Here is an 18,527-nt window from a genome sequence, read left to right as displayed (position 1 = left end):
GGCGCAGCCAGGAGACAAAGTGCAACGTCGAAATTTCATGCGCGCTGCGGCCTTGGGGCCGACCGTGCCGGCCCTGTTGGCCACCAGCGAGGCGGCAGCTGCGGCGACTGCCTCAACTGCCGCTGCGCCTGGGCAGGAGCGTGCCTACATGCTCAACCTGCTGCGCCAGATGGCGGAGCCGGTGCTGGGCCTGATGTCCAAAGGCGAGCTGAAAAAGAAGTTCGCGCTCGAACTGAGCCCCACCTGGGATGGCCGCGACCCTTCCGTCGCCTACCTCGAATGTTTCGGTCGCTTGATTTCGGGCATCTCTCCGTGGCTCGCGCTGCCGGCGGATGACGCTGCCGAGGGCAAGCTGCGCCAGCGCCTGCAACAACAGGCGCTGCAGAGCTACGTCAACGCGGTCGACCCCAAGAGCCCGGACTACCTGACCTGGAAGGGACATGGCCAGGCGCTGGTGGATTCCGCCTATTTCACCAACGCGCTGATGCGCGCACCCAAGGTGTTGTGGGAGCCGCTGGACACGGCCACGAAAGGCCGCATCGTGGCCGAGATCAAGGACCTGCGCCGCATCGAGGTGCCCTACATCAACTGGCTGCTGTTCGCGGCGATGAACGAGGCCTGGCTGCTGTCCATCGGCGAGGAATCCGACCCGATGCGCATGAACGGGGCCATCCGCAAGATCAACGAGTGGTATGTCGGCGACGGCTGGATCAAGGACGGCCAGGACTTCCATTTCGACTACTACTGCTCCTACGTCATGTACCCCATGCTGCTCGAGATCCTCGAGGTGCTGGTGGCCAGGAAGGGGCCGTTCTGGAACGCCAAGCCCGAGGACCTGCTGGCGCAGGCCACGAAGCGCGCGCAGCGCTATTGCGAGCACCTGGAGCGCTTCGTCGGCCCGCAGGGCAGCTACCCGCCGATCGGCCGCTCGCTGACCTACCGCACCGCGGTGTTCCAGCCGCTGGCCTTGCTGGCCTGGCGCAAGCAGCTGCCGGCATCGTTGCCCGAGGGGCAGGTGCGCTCGGCCTTGCACGCCGCGCACGTGGCGATCTGGGACGGCCCCGGAAACTTCACGAAGGACGGTTTCCTGACCATCGGCTTTCGCGGCCATCAGCCCGAACTGGGGGACTGGTACTCCAACAACGGCAGCATGTACATCGCCGCGGCGGGCCTGCTCGCGCTGGGCCTGCCCGCGACCGACTCCTACTGGACGGCGCCGGCGCAGGACTGGACGCAGAAGAAGGCGTTCAGCAGCAACCGCTTTCCCAAAGACTACGCCGTGGGCTACTGATGAAGCGGGCGTTCCTTGCCGTTTGGCTGGCCTTGAACGCGCTCGGCGCCAGCGCGGCGGAGCGCCTGGTCGTCACTGTCCGGCACGATCTGAAGGCCGCGCGGCCGGCCGAGACGATCGCGGTCCCCTGGTCCGAAGTGGCACGGCGCCTGCCCGGGGCGCTGCTGCATCAGCTCGCTGTGCGCGATGCCGGTGGCAACCTGCTGCCCTACCAGGTCACCAACGTGGCGCCGTTGGCGAAAGACCCGAAGAACGAAGGCATCGCCTACGGGGAGCTGATCTTCCAGCATGACTTCGCCGTTGACGAGCAGAGCGCACGCTTCACCGTCGAGAAGACGACGACGGTCGCGCCCCCGTTTCCCGCCAGGGCATTCGCCCGCTATGTCCCCGAGCGCCTCGACGACTTCGCCTGGGAGAACGACAGGATCGGCCACCGCACCTACGGCCAGGCGCTGGCCGCGCCGGCGCCGCCCGGGAGCGACAAGGAAGTCCTCGTCACGAGCGGCGTCGACATCTGGTTCAAGCGGCCGTCCTATCTCATCGTCGACCGTTGGTACAACAAGGGCCACGACCACTATCACAAGGACGAGGGCGAAGGGCTCGACATGTACGCCGTCGGCCGCACCCGCGGCGCGGGCGGCACGGGCATCTGGAATGGCAGCCGGCTGTTCGTCAGCCGCAACTATTCGGCGTGGCGCGTCGTCACGAACGGGCCCGTCCGTGCCGTTTTCGAGTTGACCTACGACAAGTGGGACGCGGGCGGTGTGGCGGTCAGCGAAGTGAAGCGATTCACCGTCGACGCGGGCCATCTTTTCGACACGGTCGAAAGCACTTTCAGCACTGCCACGCCGCAGACGCTCACGGTCGCGCTGGGCCTCAACAAGAAGCCGGCCTATCCCGAGCAGGCGCCGACGGTCGCTGCTTACCGTGCCCCGGACACGCTGATGCAATGGGTGCGCCAGCGCAGTGCGGGTGACTTTGGTGTCGCCATCCTGCTGCCGGGTGCAGACGGCTACGCGGCCGATTCCGACAACGAACTGATCCTCGTCAAGGCCAAGACCGGCCAGCCGCTGCGCTACTACCTTGGCGCCGCGGTCGACTGGTCGGGTGAGATCCCCACGGCGCAAGCCTGGCAGGGCTATGTGGAGGCCTACCGCAAGCGCGTCGCATCGCCGATCCGGGTCGAATTCGGCGCGGAGTAGCCATGTTTTCCCGGTGGCATCCTGCGATGTGCTTTGACTCTGAAATTTTGTATATCTCGCGGCGCCTTATTCATAGCTCCTTTCGCGCCGTGGAGACTAAGCTGAACGGAGCGAGGCCGTGACACCCCTAGTTTGATAGTCACCAAGATTGCCAAGCATCCCTGACTGTCTTCGAGAACATTGGTGATGATCCTGCAATGTCGCACCAAAGCAACTTTCAAGATCGATGAGGCAACGTTACCATACCGTAACCGAGGGTCGAGGAAGCGTGATCACATGCTGCGCTGTAAGCGCCTTGGAGGGTTTCATGAGCCTATTTTTTTGGGGCTCGCATGGTAACGTTGTCACATATTGCTGTTATCGAAATTAATCTGCGATGAGCAAGCTGATCCAGCCATCGCCGATATAAAAACAACTTGTAGTCACATTGATGACAAAAGCCCTTGAGGCATGGAGAGAGACATGAAACAAACCCTGATTTGCTCGGCCGTGTCGATGGCGCTTGCCGCCGCCTACGGCCACGCCGCGGCTCAGGCTGCGGCGCCCGCCCAAGCGGCCGAAAAAGCGCCCGACGCCGCAGACGCCGCCGCCAAGCCCGACGGCCAGAAACTCGAGACCGTGGTCGTGACCGGTTTCCGCGCCAGTCTTGAGAAGTCGATGGCGTTGAAGCAGCAGGCCATCGGCGTGCGCGATTCCATCGTCGCCGAGGACATCGGCAAGTTCCCCGAGGCCAACGTGGCCGAATCGCTGCAGCGCGTGCCGGGCATCATCCTGAACCGTGACGAGAGTTCGGGTGAGGGGCAGCGCATCTCCATCCGCGGCCTGCCGACCGAGTACACCGTCACCACGCTGAATGGCGCGCTCGTCAACACCGTGTCCACGGCCACCATCGGCTCGGCGGTGCGGGGTTTCAACTATGACGTGTTCGCGTCCGAACTGTTCGGCCGTGTGGACTTCTACAAGTCGCCGCTGGCGGAGCTGAACGAAGGCGGCATGGGCGGCGTGGTGGACCTGCAGACGCCACGCCCCTTCGACAACCCCAAGCGCACCATCCGCTATGGCGTGACGGCGTCGTACAACACCACGTCCGGCAAGACGGACCCGATGGGCTTCGCGCTGTACTCCAACACCTGGGGCGACTGGGGCGCGCTGATTGGCGTGTCGCACGCCGCCGCCGTGAACAACCGCTCAGGCTTCGAGGCGACCGGTGGCTACAACAGCTCGGCCCGCGCCAGCCAGAGTCCCGTGAAGGGCAACTTCGCCTTCGCGCTGGACTACGACAGCCCGCGCGCCAACCTCGGCAGCTACACCCGCGCCCAAGTCGACAACGCACTGCTGCCCCGCATCTACCGCTTCTACGGTTCGGCCAATGACCGGACCCGCGACGGCCTGGTGGGCTCGCTGCAGTTCAAGACCCCGACGCTGAACTTCAGCCTGGACACGCTCTATTCCAAGCTGAAGAACACCCGCGACGAGATCTACTTCGGCCTGCTGATCCGCAACAGCCGTACCACCGACCGCACCAAGCCGGCGGGCCAGAGCGGCAACAACGGCTTCATTCCGCTGAACGTCAAGATCGACCCCGCGTCCAACCTGCTGACCGGCACCTTCGGCAATACGTCCTACAGCAGCGGAGYGACCTACAGCGAAGACGAAACCAAGTTCGGCTACGTGGCCGCCAATGCCCGCTGGAGCGTCAGCGACAAACTGGTGCTGACCGGCCAGCTGAGCACCAACAACAGCAAGGCGCTGAGCTACCAGGACACCCTGTCCGGCCAGATCTTCGGCGTCGACTCCACCATCGACTACGGCAGCGACCACGTCTACCCGTCGCTGTCCTCGCCGACCAGCTACACCGACCCCGCCAACTTCCAGGGTTTCGGCATCGGTACCGGCTGGACCCGTGAGACAGACAAGAGCAACCAGGGCCGCGTCGTCGCTGACTGGGACTACGCCCTCGCTGGCGACTGGACCGGCCACCTGAAGGCCGGCCTGGCCTATTCCGAGACCTCCAAGGAGATCAACAAGCGCAACGGCACATCCGCCGCGACCGCCAAGCTCAACACGCTGGGCACGGCAGGCCTGCGATCGGGCATGACCTCCGTGCTGCCGATCGGCAACCTCGACATGGGTGCCGGCTGGCCGCACGCCTGGGGTACCTTCACCCGCGCCTACACCTACTCCACCTTCGACCCGCTGGCCCTCAATTCGGAGGCGACCTTCACGCCGGCGCAGAGCTTCAAAGCGCAGGAGAACGTGTCCACGGCTTTCGTGCAGTCCGACTTCCGGGGCCAGGTGTTCGACCGGGAACTGCGCCTGAACGCCGGCGTGCGCTTCGCGCGCACCGAGACGCTGATCGACAACTTCAAGCAGCAGGGTGCCAGCCTCACGTATGCACCGAACCAGGAGAAGGGCTCCTACACCAGCGTGCTGCCGGCCTTCAGCTCGGCCCTGGACCTGACCGACAACCTGACCTGGCGTGCCTCCTGGGGCAAGACGCTGAGCCGCCAGGCGCTGTCCATCATCGCGGCGCAGACGGTCATTCCCAACCCGTTCGACAACACCGCAACGGCCGGCAATCCCAGCCTGCGTCCGCAGAAATCCAAGAACTTCGACACCAGCCTGGAGTGGTATTTCCAGAAGGGCAGCATGCTGTCGGCGGCCCTGTTCCGCAAGGAACTGACCGACGCCACCACGAGCAACAGCGTGCAAACCACCTTCGGCGCGCTGGGCCTGCCTGACACGGCGCTGGGCGCCATCTTCCAGGACGCCAACGGCAAGGTGGATCCCAAGCTGCCGATGACGCTGAAGACCTACAGCAACGCCGGCAAGCAGACGCTCAAGGGCTTCGAGCTGGCCTACCAGCAGGCCTTCACCTTCCTGCCCGACCCCTTCAAGGGCCTGGGCGCGCTGGCCAGCTACACGCACATCAACCCGTTCAACAGCGCGGTGTGGACGACCAATGGGGGCAGCGTCATCGACGTGAACTCCGTGCCCAAGTACGCATACAGCACCACGCTGTACTACGAGAACGGCCCGTTCGCATTCCGCACGTCCTACAACTACAAGGGCCGCTCGCTGCACAGCGACAACCCGAAGAACAACGGCGACGACCTGATCCGCTGGCGCGCCGGCCGCGGCTACCTGGACGCCAACGTCAGCTACAAGATCAACGACTCGCTGGAGATCCGCGTGGAGGGGTTGAACCTGTCCAACACGCTGGCCTACGACTACTTCGAAGATGCCACCGGCCAATACGGCCTGGGCAACAAGACCCGCATGGACTATGCGAAGTACGACGGTCGCACCTTCAAGATCGGCCTGCGCGGCAGGTTCTGATGCCCCTCGTCCGGTCTCGCGCCGCTGAACGCGGGCGTGCCCAACCGGTCCCCCGTGGGGACGGCGATGCTTGCGGCGTTGAGCCGCAAGCACATCGCCCCAGGCGGGCCGGCTTGGGAGCGGCCCGGCGCTCGGCCCGCAAGTTCGACGCGCTGTCCGTTCTCATGGCCGCGGCGTGTGCCGTAAGCTGCGCCGCGCCACCACCGCGCGCCGCTGATATCCACGCCGGCGATGTGCGTGTGGTCGACGTCGGTGAGGGTTGGGCGCGCAACTCCGTCAACGCCGTGGTGTTCCGCAAGAACTCCCTCGTCACCCACGGCGACATGCAGTACATCGCCTTCTACGACCCGCAGGCCCGGGTGGTGCTGGGCAAGCGCCGGCTCGGCAGCGGCGCCTGGGAGCTGAGGACCACGCCGTACCAGGGCAACGCGCTGGATGCCCACAACAGCATCAGCATCATGGTCGATGGCGCGGGCTTTCTGCATCTCGCCTGGGACCACCACAACAGTGCGCTGCGCTATGCGCGCAGCCTGCGGCCCGGTGCGCTGGAAATGACGGCCGAGATGCCGATGACGGGGCAGGGCGAGGCCTCCGTGTCCTATCCCGAGTTCCATCGCCAGCCGGACGGCAATCTGCTGTTCTTCTACCGGGACGGCGGTTCCGGCCGGGGCAACCTGGTGCTCAACCGCTACGACGTCGCCACGCAAAAGTGGACACGGCTGCACGGCAACCTGATCAGTGGGGAAGGCAAGCGCAACGCCTACTGGCAAGCCTTCCTCGACCACCGCGGCACCCTGCATCTGTCCTGGGTCTGGCGCGAATCGCCGGACGTCGCCAGCAACCACGACCTGGCCTACGCCCGCTCGCGCGACGGTGGCCGCAGCTGGGAGACCTCCGACGGCCGGCCGTGCGCGCTGCCCATCACGCTGTCCAGCGCCGAGGTCGCCGCGCACATCCCGCAGAACAGCGAACTGATTAACCAGACCTCGATGTCGGCCGACCAGGACGGCAACCCCTACATCGCCAGCTACTGGCGGCGCGCGGGCCGCACGGTGCCGCAGTACCAGGTGGTCTACCGCCGCGGTGGTGCCTGGCGGGAACTGGAGCTGGACTTTCGGCGCACGCCGTTCTCGCTCAGCGGCGTGGGGACCAAGGCGATCCCCGTGTCACGCCCACAAATCATGGTGAGCCTGGGAGGTGGTGAGCCCACGGCGCTGCTGGTGTTTCGCGACGAGGAGCGGGGCAGTCGGGTGTCGGTCACCCGCATAGCCGACTTCAGTGCCCGGCGTTGGACCGTGCACAACCTGACGGCGGATTCCGCCGGCGCCTGGGAGCCCAGCTTCGACACGGAGTTGTGGCGCGAGCGAGGCGAATTGAACCTGTTCCTGCAGGCCGTGCAGCAGATGGACGGCGAGGGCACCGCCAACGTGTCGACCAGCAAGGTGCGAGTGCTGCAGTGGCGCCCGAAACCCTGAGCGACGAGAAAGCCCGTGCCCTACAGCACCGCTCCGTAACTGTATGTTTATTGCCAGCTATATGAACTTTGGATGGGGCGAAGGCGAAACGGCATAAGAATTTAATATTCAACGGTGCTAGCCTTTCGACATTACCTGTTCAGGTGTAATCCACTGCGAGCGGTGTAATGATTGGTATCAATAAATCGGCAGACGAACGCATTTTATTTCGCCTGCCAAACATACCCACCTCACGGAGACAACCATGCGGTCAAAGAATTTCGCAAAAACCGTCATTGCCGGTTTGATCAGCCAGTTTTGGCTAGCATCCCCGGTGCATGCGCAAGATACGGCAAAGCCAGACCTGGAACGGGTCGTCGTCACTGGTATCCGGGCCTCGCTGGAATCGTCAGTCGCGACCAAGCGCATGCAGGACGGCGTCGTCGACGCGGTGTCCGCGGAAGACGCCGGTAAATTCCCCGACACGAATATCGCCGAATCGCTGCAGCGCGTCACCGGCGTGCAGATCCAGCGCAACAACGGCGAGGGCCGGTATATTTCCGTGCGCGGGCTGGGGCCGGAATTCAACAATGTGCTCGTCAACGGCCGAACCATGACCAGCGATACCGGCGGCCGTGAGTTCTCGTTCGACCTGCTGTCGCCCGATCTCATCTCGAAGGCGCTGGTTTACAAGACCGCCCAGCCCTTCCTTCCCGAGGGCGGCATCGGCTCCACGGTCGATATTCAAACGGCGCGGCCGCTGTTGGGCCGCAAGGGCCACAGCGCGGTGGTGAATCTGTCCGGGTCCTACGATTCGAACTCCAAGAAGAAGACGCCCAACGCGAGCGCGATGTACTCGTTCGCAAACGACGACCGCAGCTTCGGCGTCAGCGGTTCCCTGTCGTACACCGACCGTGCCTCGAAGCAGACCAAGGCCGTCAACGACGCGTGGAACTACAAGGACGTGACGCTGATCAACGGCGACCTGAATTCCAAGAACCTGACGATGGCCGACGTGACGGTCAAGAAGCTCTACATCCCGCAGAGCTTCGGGTTCCAGGAGGAGAACGAGCGCCGCAAGCGCCTGGTGGCCGCGGGCACCGTCCAGTTCAACCCGAGCTCGGCGCTCAAGCTCACGGCCGATGCGTTGTACTCGCGCCTGGACCAGAAGAACGACGTGATCGCGGTCAGCGACTGGAACAACCCGACCCAGCTCGGCGTCAAGTTCAACGCCGACAACCAGATCACCAGCTTCCTGCGGCCGGGCTCCACGTTCTTTGCCAACAACCCGGAGATTGCCGGCCCCGGCAAGCTGCTCGGCGAAGCGAACTCCAACGACATGATCGTCAAGGCCGGCGACCGCTTGTCGACCACCAAGGCCTTCGGCGGCAATGCCAAGTGGGCGCTGGCGCCGGAGTGGAACCTGGAAGCCGACCTGTCCACGTCGCGCACGACCTCGGGGACGCCCGACATGTGGATCGTCGCCGGCATGGTGCCCAAGAACGGCGACACGCTGACCTTTGACGGCACGCCCACCATCCACTTCGGCGACAGCCTCTCCGACCCCGCCGCCGTGCGTGCCCACGCCGTCGCCTACGGCCAGATCCGCAACGGCGACGACCTGAAGGAAGGCCGCGTCAACCTGGGCTGGGATCATGAGATCGGCTACTTCAAGGGGCTGCAGTTCGGCCTCGCGGCCTCGCGCCGCAAGGTGGACCGTACCCAATGGAACAGCGATTCGTGGAACGCATTCAGCGGCTATCACGTGTCGCTGCCGGCCTCGCTGTTCACGGTGAGCAAGCTCGACAACATCCTGGGCGCGGAAGGCGCGATGCCGTCGACCTTCCTCAGGTTCGACCCCTACGCCTACATGGCCTACCTGAACCAGCCGTCGCTGATCGCGCAGTCCAACGATCCGGCGCTCTACGGCGACAAGACCAAGTACCCCAACGGCCCGATGGCCATCGACTACACCAGGCCGTCGATGTGGGCCGTCAAGGAGAAGGTGTCCAGCCTGTTCGTGGACAGCAAGTGGGAGGGCGACGGCTGGTCGGGCAACGTGGGCGCGCGGTATGTGCACGTGAACTCCACGTCGATCGGCATCAGCCGGGTGCTGCTGTCGGCCGTCAAGAGCCCCAACGACACGACCTACATCCTGAACTACGGCCCCGACAGCGTGAACTCGGTCGAGAACAGCTACAACAACCTGCTGCCCTCTGCCAACCTCAAACTCGACCTGACTCGCGACCTCGTGCTGCGCCTGGCGGCCTCCAAGACACTGACGCGCCCGACGCTGAACCAGATGGGCGTGAGCAACTGGTACGGTGGCCGTTTTGGGGACGTGCAGACCGGCGGCGGCAACCCCTATCTCAAGCCGATGCGCTCGACCAACCTGGACGCGTCGCTGGAGTGGTATCTGTCCAAGACCAACTACGTCAGCGCGGCGGTCTTCCAGAAGAAGGTCACCGACTTTCTCGAATCCCGGCTGGTCGACATCCAATTGCCGCAGTTCCCCGAGATCGCGCACGACACCCGCATCCGCAACGGGCAGCAAGGCAAGATCAAGGGCCTGGAGTTGGCCGGGCAATATGCCTTCGACGCCAACAACGGGCTGCTGCAGGGCTTCGGCGTGGCGGCCAACTTCACCTATGTGGACGCGAACGCCACGCGGGAAGGCGGCGTCGCCAGCTGTGGCTATCCGGGCCTGTCCAAGCAGTCCTACAACGGCTCCGTGTTCTACGAGGACAGCCGCTTCCAGGCGCGCCTGAGCTACAACTGGCGCAACCACTTCTCCGTCGACTGTGGCGGCGGCAGCACCCTGCCGCGCACCCGCGCGGCCTACGGGCAGGCCGATGCCAGCGTGCGCTACAACGTCACGCCGACGATTTCGCTGTATGCCGACGCGATCAACCTGAACAACGAACGCATGCACGAATACGCGAACAACGAGTCGCAGTTCCTGACCTTGGAGGACGTCGGCCGCCGCTTCAACGTGGGCGTGCGGGTGGCGTTCTAGCAAGCCAGCAGAGTTCTCCAGGCGGCGCCCGTGCGCACGCCTTTCACCCTGTCTCCGTGAGGCAGGGTTTTTTTGTTCAGGCCGGCCGTACAAGAAATCAGGACCCCTCATGACTGTTCTTCTTCCCCGTCGTCGACTGCTCGGCGCTGCCGCCTCCGGCGCGACGCTGCTGCTGAACGCTTCGCCTGCCAGCGCGGCCAAGGCAGAAGCACCGCGCTTTGCCATCGGCGAGAGCGACTTCCTGCTCGACGGCAAGCCGCTGCAGATCCGCTGCGGCGAGATGCACTTCGCCCGTGTGCCGCGCGAGTACTGGAAGCACCGCCTGCAGGCCATCAAGGCCATGGGCATGAACACGGTGTGCGCCTACCTGTTCTGGAACTTCCACGAATGGCGCGAAGGCCAATACCAATGGGAAGGCCAGCGCGACGCGGCGGAGTTCTGCAGGCAGGCACAGGCCGAGGGCCTGTGGGTCATCCTGCGCCCCGGCCCCTACGCCTGCGCCGAATGGGAGATGGGCGGCCTGCCGTGGTGGCTGCTGAAGCACCCTGGCGACGCCTTCCTGCGCAGCCGCGACGACGCCTTCGTGCAACCCGTGCGGCGCTGGTTCAGGGAGGTCGGCCGCGTGCTGGCACCGATGCAGGTCAGCCAGGGCGGCCCCATCCTGATGGTGCAGGTGGAGAACGAGTACGGCTTCCTGAGCGACGACAAGGACTACATGCGCGTGATGCGGCAGGCCGTGCTGGACGGCGGCTTTGACGTGCCGCTGTTCCAGTGCAACCCGACCAACGCGCTCGGCAAGACGCACATCCCGGAGCTGTTCAACGTGGCCAACTTCGGCAGCGACCCAGCGACCGGCTTCAAGGCGCTGGCGGCGCTGCAGAAGGGGCCGCTGATGTGCGGCGAGTACTACTCCGGCTGGTTCGACACCTGGGGCTCGCCGCACAAGCGCGGCGACAACGCCCGCGCCATCCAGGACATCGACACCATGCTGAAGGCCAACGGCTCGTTCAGCCTCTACATGGCCCATGGCGGCACGACGTTTGGCCTCTGGGGTGGCTGTGACCGGCCCTTCCGCCCCGACACGACGAGCTATGACTACGACGCGCCCATCGGCGAGGCAGGCTGGGTGGGCGACAAGTTCCGCACTTACCGCGACTGCCTTGCCAAGCACCTGAAGCCGGGCGAGGTGCTGCCCGACCCGCCGGCCCGGCTGCCGGTGATGGCGATCCCTTCGTTCACCCTCACCGAGACGGCGCCGGTGTTCGCCAACCTGCCTGCCCAGGCCATTGCTGCCGAGTCGCCCAGGAACATCGAGCACTACGACATCAGCCGCGGGCTGGTCGCCTATCGCGTCACGCTGCCGGCCGGCCCCGCCGGCAAGCTGGAGGCCGCGAACGCGCGCGACCTGGCCTGGGTCTTCGTTGGCGGCCGCCTGGCCGGCACGATGGACACGCGCTACCGCCGCTTCAGCGTCGACATCCCCGCGCGCAGCCGCGACACCGTGGTCGAGATCCTGCTGTACACGATTGCCCGCGTGAACTTCGGCATGGAAGTCCACGACCGCAAGGGCATGCAGGGCCCGGTCATGTTTCGCACGTCGAAGACCGAGACGCAGGAACTCAAGGGCTGGGAGATCCGCGCCATCGACTTTGGCGCCGACGGCGACCTGCCGCCGCTGCGTTGGCAGTCCAAGAAAACTGCCGGACCGGCCTTCTGGCGCGGCAGCTTCGACGCGGCGGCGCCGGCCGACACCTTCCTCGACGTGTCGAGCTGGGGCCAGGGCATCGTCTGGATCAACGGCCGCTGCCTGGGGCGCTACTGGAGCATCGGTCCGACGCAGACCATGTACCTACCGGGCCCGTGGATCAAGGCCGGCCGCAACGAGGTCGTGGTGCTGGACCTGACCGGGCCGCGTGTCAACCGCATCGAAGGCAAGACCGCGCCCGTGCTCGACAAATTGCGGCCGGAGCTCGACCTGGCGCGGCCGCCCAGCAAGGCGCGCCCACGTCTGGCGGGGTTGACGCCGGTGCATGCCGGGCAGTTCGCCAGCGGCCCGGCCACGCAGGACGTGCGCTTTGCCGAGCCCGCACGCGGCCGCCAGCTCTGCATCGAGGTGCTCGACAGCTTCGACGGCAAGCCCCATGCGGCAATCGCCGAGCTGGCGCTGCTCGACGCGCAGGGCAAGCTGCTGAACCAGACAGCCTGGACCATCGCCTACGCCAGCAGCGAGGAGGCGCGCAAGGAAGACGGCGGCGCGCTGAACGCCATCAACGGTCAGGCGACTGACTATTGGCACACGGCCTACAGCGGTACCGTTCGCCCCTCGGGTCCGCCGCGCCTCATCATCGACCTCGGCGCGCCGGCCGACATCGCCGGCCTGCGCTACACACCTCGCCAGGGGCCGGACGGCGTCACCGGCCGAATCCGCCGCTACCGCGTGTTCGTCGGTGACAAACTGGTTGCTGAGTGAACAGAGGACTGAACATGAACCCGCAAGTCATCGGCAAGTACAGATGGACCATCTGTGCGCTGCTGTTCTTCGCCACCACCGTCAACTACCTGGACCGCCAGGTCCTGAGCCTGCTGGCGCCGGCCCTGTCCAAGGAGTTCGGCTGGTCCAACACGGACTACGCCAACATCACCGCGGTGTTCCAGTTCGGCTACGCGATCTCGATGCTTTTCGCGGGCCGGTTCATCGACGCGATCGGCACCCAGCGCGCCTTCGCCATCGCCGTGGTCGTCTGGTCGCTCGGCGCCATGATGCATGCCCTCTCCGTGCCCATTGGCGGCATGCTGGTGGCCCTTGGTGTCGGGCTGCCGGTGTCGGTGGCGGGCTTCATGGTGTCGCGCGCCGTGCTGGCCCTTGGTGAGGCCGGGAACTTCCCTGCGGCCATCAAGGCGACCGCCGAATACTTCCCGAAGAAGGAGCGGTCATTCGCCACCGGCATCTTCAATTCGGGAGCCAACGTCGGCGCCATCCTGGCGCCGCTGACCGTGCCGTGGATCGCCGTCACCTGGGGCTGGCAGATGGCCTTCATCGCCATCGGCGCCATCGGCTTCCTGTGGGTCGCGCTGTGGCTCACCTTCTACGATGCACCGTCCCGGCAGCGCCGACTGGGTGCGGCGGAGCTGGCCTATATCAACAGCGACCGCGAGGCCACCGCGCCTGCCGTAGAGGGCGCCAAGGTGCCGTGGTTCCGGCTGCTCGCGCATCGCCAGACCTGGGCCTTTGTCGTCGGTAAATTCCTGACCGACGGCGTCTGGTGGTTCTACCTGTTCTGGCTGCCCAAATACCTCACCGGCCAGTACGGCATGAGCACGACGGACATCGCGCTGCCGCTCACCGTCCTCTACAGCATGACCATGATCGGCAGCATCGGCGGCGGCTGGTTCCCGACCTACTTCATGGAGCGTGGCTACAAGCCCTATGACGGCCGCATGCGGGCGATGCTGGTGATCGCCTTCTTCCCGCTGGTGGTGCTGCTGGCCCAGCCGCTGGGCTCCATCAGCTACTGGCTGCCCGTGCTGCTGATCGGCATCGGCGCGTCGGCCCACCAGGCCTGGTCGGCCAACCTCTTCACCACCGTCTCGGACATGTTCCCCAAGCGGGCCATAGGCTCGGTCGTCGGCATCGGCGGCATGGCCGGCGGGCTGGGCGGCGTGGCCGTGTCCAAGCTCGGCGGCTGGATCTTCGACGCCTACGGCGCGCGCGGCGACCTGTCCACCGGCTACATGATCATGTTCTCCATCTGCGCGCTGGCCTACCTGGCCGCCTGGGCCGCCATGAAGGCGCTGGTGCCGCGCCACAAGGAAATCAACGAGCTTTGATGATGGAAATACACATGCAGCTGAGATTGATCGCCGGCGTGAGCGTGGTGTTGCTGGGTGTCACGTTGGGCGGTGCGGCGCGCGCCCAGGCACCGCAGGTGCAGGCGGTGCAGGTCGACGCGTCGCGGCCGGACTGGGAGAATCCGGCGGTCTACGCGCGCGGCAAGCTGCCGGCCGCGGCGACGCACTTCCCGTTCGAGAGCCGCGAAGCCGCGCTGGCCGGCAACCCGGCGCGGTCGACCCGCTACCAGACGCTGGACGGCCTCTGGTCGTTCAGCTTCTCGCCGTCGTCCGACGACGTGCCCAGCGGCTTCGAGAAGCCCGACTACGACATCTCGGGCTGGAAGACCATCAAGGTGCCGGCCATGTGGCAGGCCGAGGGCTACGACCAGGCCCGCTACAACAACATCACCTATCCCTTCCCGGCCAACCGGCCGCTGATCCCGCACGCCACCAACCCGGTGGGCTCGTACCGGCGCAGCTTCGAGGTGCCGGCGAACTGGTCGGCGCAGGATGTCATCCTGCACATCGGTGCGGCCGGCTCGGCCTACCGGGTCTGGGTGAACGGCGTCGAGGCGGGCTACTCCGAAGACTCCAAGCTGCCCAGCGAGTTCGACGTCACGGCGCTGCTGAAGCCGGGGCAGAAGAACGTCGTCGCCATGCAGATCCATCGCTGGTCCGACGGGTCCTACCTGGAAGACCAGGACTTCTGGCGCGTCTCGGGCATCGAGCGCTCGGTCTACCTGAAGGCCGTGCCCAAGGCCCGGCTGACCGACCTGTTTGTCCATGCGGGCCTGGACAAGGACTACCGCGACGGCGCGCTGTCGGTCGACGTGGCGCTGACCGCGCGCACCCAGCCGCTGACGCTGCGCATGAGTTTGCTGGAAGGCGACAAGCTCGTGCTGACGCGGACCGCTGCCGTCGCGGCCGGTGCGGCCCGCACCGAGACGCTGTCCGCCCCCGTGCCGGGCGTTCGCCCCTGGACGGCCGAGACGCCCAACCTCTACACGCTGCTGGTCGAGGTGCTCGACGCCTACGGCCGGCTGATCCAGGCGACGCCGCAGCGCATCGGCTTTCGCACGGTCGAGATCAGGAAGGGCCTGGTCATGGTCAACGGCCGGCCCATCGTCATCCGCGGCGTCAATCGCCACGAGCACGATCCCGAGACCTTCCACGTGATGTCGGAAGCGTCGATGCGCCGCGACATCGAGCTGATGAAGCGCAACAACATCAACGCGGTGCGGACGTCTCATTACCCGAATGCCGAGCTCTGGTACGCGCTGGCCGACGAATACGGCCTCTACGTCATGGACGAGGCCAACATCGAGAGCCATGCCTACATGGGCTACGGGCACCAGCATCCGGAACTGAGGGCCAAGATCCAGCTCGGCTTCGACCCGGCCTGGGAAGGCGCGCACGTCAGCCGTGTGCTGAACATGGTGGAACGCGACAAGAACCACCCGTCGGTGATCTTCTGGTCCCTCGGCAACGAGGCAGGCCTCGGCCCCAACTTCGAGAAGGCGGCGGCGCAGGCGCGCCAGCGTGACCCCTCGCGGCTGATCTCCTACCTGGGTTGGGGCACGGTGGACTGGCGCCATGAGCCCAACGCCTATGTCGACATCTACGCGCCCATGTACGACGACATCGAGAAGATGGTTGACTGGGCCACCGACCCGACCCGCACCCAGCCCATGATCCAGTGCGAGTACGCCCACATGCAGGGCAACTCGGGCGGCAACTTCAAGGACTACTGGGACACGATCTACAAGTACGAGAAGCTGCAGGGCGGCTTCATCTGGGACTGGGTGGACCAGTCGATGTACCGCACGACCCAGGACGGCCGGCGCTACTGGGGCGATGGCGGCGAGTACGGGCCCAACCCGGGCGGCGACATCGAGTTCGGCGACGGCCTGATCCAGCCCGACCGCACGCCCAACCCGCATGTCTACGAAGTGCAGAAGGTCTACTCGCCCATCCAGTTCGAGGCCTTCGATGCCAAGGCAGGCACGGTCGTCGTGCGCAACCGCCACGACTTCCGCGATCTGTCGGGCTTTGCCTTCGAATGGGCGCTGCTGGAGAACGGCGTGGCCGTCGCCTCGGGGCCGCTGCCCGGGCTGTCGACCGCGGCGCGGGCCACGCAGAAGTTGCAGTTGCCGCTGTCCAACGTCCGGCGCAAGCCGGGCGCGGAATACCTCGTCACGGTGCGCGCGAGGGCCAGGGCGGGTGCCGTGCCGCTGACGCCGGACGGTTCCGTCGTCGGCTGGGAGCAGTTCGCGCTGACGCCTCCCGTGATCGCATCGGCCCCGCCGGCCAAGGGCACGGTCGAGCTGAAGGAGAGCGCCGACGCCGTGGTCCTGTCGGCCGCGGGCGCGACCCTGTCACTCGACCGCAAGACCGGCCTGCTGACCGGCTATGGCAAGGCAGGAACGCCGCTGTTGACTGGCGGCCGGCCCAACTTCGTCCGCGCCGAGACCGACAACGACACGCTGACCGGCACGGTCGCGCAGCAGGCGCCGTGGAAGGTGATGACCCGTGAGCGCCAGGTCCGCTCCATCGCCAGCCGCCGCCTGCCGGGTGGTGGAGCGGAGATTGTGGTCGACCATCGCCTGGGCGCCGGCGCGGCGCGCTTCGTCACCACCTACACCATGCGCGGCGACGGCTCCGTCGACGTGGCCGGCGTGCTGACGCCGCTCAAGAGCGACCTGCCGCCGCCCGTGCGGGTCGGCCTGTGGTTCGACACGCCGCAGGACCTGATCACGGTCGCCTGGTACGGCCGCGGTCCGCACGAAAGCTACGTCGACCGCAAGACGGGCGCTGCGGTCGGCCTGTGGCGCGGCGCCATCGCCGAGCAGAACCACGACTACATGCGGCCGCAGGACACCGGCAACAAGGTCGACGTGCGCTGGCTCGAAATCTCCGGCGGGGGCCGCGGCCTGCGGGTGGAGGGCCAGCAGTTGCTGATGGCCAACGCGCTCGCGTTTCCCTACACCGACCTCTACCGCCGCGCCCCCGGCACCTGGAAGAGCAGCGACATCGTTCCCCACGACCACGGCACGCTGCTGATCGACGGCGCGCAGTGGGGCGTGGGCGGCGACAACTCCTGGAGCTTCGTCGGCCAGCCTCATGCGCAGTACCGCACCCGGCTGGAACCGGTTCGCGTGGCGTTTCGCCTTCGGCCATTCGAAGGGGAGGGCGGCACGCCTGGGAAGGCCATGCCCGCGCAGGCGACGATGCCGCAATAGGGCGGCTCGCGCGCAAGGGACTTCGCTCAACAGCTTGCTCGTTGTGCGCCAGGGCCGACATTCTCTGGGCAAGAACGGATAGCCTGCGGCAGCCTTCGAGCCCTCTTTCCAGGAATGCGCCATGACCCTAAGCCGCCGCACGCTGACGCTTGCCGTTTCCGCAGCCGCCTTCTGCCTTGCCGCACAGGGCGCGCTGGCTGCCGACAAGATTGCCCTCGTCGCGAAAAGCTCGGGCAACGGCTTCTTCATTGCCGCCCATCAGGGTGCGCAGGAAGCCGCCAAGGCGCTCGGCGGCGTGGAGATCGTGCTGGCCAGCCCCGCCAAGGCCACGGCCGAGGGGCAGATCGAGGTCATCAACACGCTGATTGCGCAGAACGTCAAGGCCATCGTGGTGTCTGCCAACGACCCCGACGCGCTGGTGCCGGTGCTCAAGAAGGCCATGGCACGTGGCATCAAGGTCGTGTCCTTCGATTCGGCGGTGCGCAAGGATGGGCGGCTCGTGCATCTCGCGCCATCCTCCAATGCGCTGATCGGCCAGAAGCTCGTGGCCCTGACGACCGACGCCATCGGCAGCAGCGGCGAGATCGCGGTGCTGTCGGCCACCGCTCAGGCCACCAACCAGAACCTCTGGATCGCAGAGATGAAGAAGGCGCTGGCCCAGCCCACGGCCAAGGGCCTGAAGCTGGTCAGCGTGGTCTATGGGGACGACCAGACCGACAAGAGCTATCGCGAGGCGCAGGGCCTGCTGAAGAGCTACCCCAACTTGAAGGCCATCGTCGCGCCGACGACCGTCGGCGTCGCGGCCGCCGCCAAGGCCGTGCAGGACGAGAAGAAGGTGGGCCAGGTCTTCGTCACCGGCCTGGGCCTGCCGTCGGAAATGGCCGGCCACGTGCACAGCGGCGTGGTGAAAAGCTTTGCCATCTGGAACCCCATCGACCTGGGCTACTGCGCCGTCTACATCGCCCATGGCCTGGTCAGCGGCAAGGCAACGGTGAGCGTGGGCGCGAAGATCGGCGTCGGCCGTGTCGGCACGGTCACGCTCGATACGAACAACGAGGCGGTGATGGCCGAGCCCTTCACCTACGACGCCGGCAATGTCGACAAGTTCGCCAAGTTCTTCTGACCCGGCCGGGGTGCTCTGCCTGCGGGGCATCC

9 protein-coding genes are annotated in these 18,527 nt (G+C 66.1%); all 9 read left to right on the top strand.

Translation table 11 applies throughout. From position 1 onward, the window contains the following. Nucleotides 1–19 precede the first annotated feature (19 nt). The 9 genes from ACXJLH_RS21510 to rhaS all read left to right on the top strand — a co-directional run bounded on the left by ACXJLH_RS21510 (nt 20) and on the right by rhaS (nt 18,495). Nucleotides 20–1,291 (top strand): DUF2264 domain-containing protein, encoded by a 1,272-nt coding sequence (locus ACXJLH_RS21510; RefSeq protein ID WP_457446133.1) that lies wholly within the window; start codon nt 20–22, stop codon nt 1,289–1,291. Continuing rightward, complete coding sequence (locus ACXJLH_RS21505; protein ID WP_457446131.1) at nt 1,291–2,493, top strand: DUF4861 family protein; 1,203 nt, start codon at nt 1,291–1,293, stop codon at nt 2,491–2,493. The genes ACXJLH_RS21510 and ACXJLH_RS21505 overlap by 1 nt, the downstream gene beginning before the upstream one ends. Nucleotides 2,494–2,955: 462 nt before the next feature. Further along, nucleotides 2,956–5,832 (top strand): TonB-dependent receptor, encoded by a 2,877-nt coding sequence (locus ACXJLH_RS21500; protein WP_457446129.1) that lies wholly within the window; start codon nt 2,956–2,958, stop codon nt 5,830–5,832. Between the two features lie 164 nt (nt 5,833–5,996). Next, entirely contained in the window at nt 5,997–7,307 is a 1,311-nt protein-coding gene (locus ACXJLH_RS21495) for a BNR repeat-containing protein (protein WP_457446127.1), read from the top strand. Between the two features lie 313 nt (nt 7,308–7,620). Beyond that, on the top strand, nt 7,621–10,302 hold the full coding sequence (locus ACXJLH_RS21490) for a TonB-dependent receptor (RefSeq protein ID WP_457446125.1): 2,682 nt from the start codon (nt 7,621–7,623) through the stop codon (nt 10,300–10,302). Nucleotides 10,303–10,411: 109 nt separating this feature from the next. Then, complete coding sequence (locus tag ACXJLH_RS21485; RefSeq protein WP_457446123.1) at nt 10,412–12,772, top strand: beta-galactosidase; 2,361 nt, start codon at nt 10,412–10,414, stop codon at nt 12,770–12,772. Between the two features lie 14 nt (nt 12,773–12,786). Then, nucleotides 12,787–14,130 (top strand): MFS transporter, encoded by a 1,344-nt coding sequence (locus tag ACXJLH_RS21480; RefSeq protein WP_457355507.1) that lies wholly within the window; start codon nt 12,787–12,789, stop codon nt 14,128–14,130. 14 nt (nt 14,131–14,144) lie between these two features. Continuing rightward, nucleotides 14,145–17,372 (top strand): glycoside hydrolase family 2 TIM barrel-domain containing protein, encoded by a 3,228-nt coding sequence (locus ACXJLH_RS21475; RefSeq protein WP_457446121.1) that lies wholly within the window; start codon nt 14,145–14,147, stop codon nt 17,370–17,372. Nucleotides 17,373–17,493: 121 nt separating this feature from the next. Then, entirely contained in the window at nt 17,494–18,495 is a 1,002-nt protein-coding gene (rhaS, locus tag ACXJLH_RS21470) for a rhamnose ABC transporter substrate-binding protein (RefSeq protein WP_457446119.1), read from the top strand. Nucleotides 18,496–18,527: the final 32 nt, after the last annotated feature.

It is taken from the genome of Roseateles sp. P5_E4 (genome assembly GCF_054049255.1).
Note: the sequence above shows the minus strand (reverse complement) of the source record. Positions and strands in the feature narration are given on the sequence as shown.

Bases quoted from the DNA above. Each gene is read 5' to 3' on its own strand.
- rhaS (WP_457446119.1), top strand. From the start codon at position 17,494: ATGACCCTAAGCCGCCGCACGCTGACGCTTGCCGTTTCCGCAGCCGCC.
- ACXJLH_RS21485 (WP_457446123.1), top strand. From the start codon at position 10,412: ATGACTGTTCTTCTTCCCCGTCGTCGACTGCTCGGCGCTGCCGCCTCC.
- ACXJLH_RS21475 (WP_457446121.1), top strand. From the start codon at position 14,145: ATGCAGCTGAGATTGATCGCCGGCGTGAGCGTGGTGTTGCTGGGTGTC.
- ACXJLH_RS21480 (WP_457355507.1), top strand. From the start codon at position 12,787: ATGAACCCGCAAGTCATCGGCAAGTACAGATGGACCATCTGTGCGCTG.
- ACXJLH_RS21505 (WP_457446131.1), top strand. From the start codon at position 1,291: ATGAAGCGGGCGTTCCTTGCCGTTTGGCTGGCCTTGAACGCGCTCGGC.
- ACXJLH_RS21495 (WP_457446127.1), top strand. From the start codon at position 5,997: ATGGCCGCGGCGTGTGCCGTAAGCTGCGCCGCGCCACCACCGCGCGCC.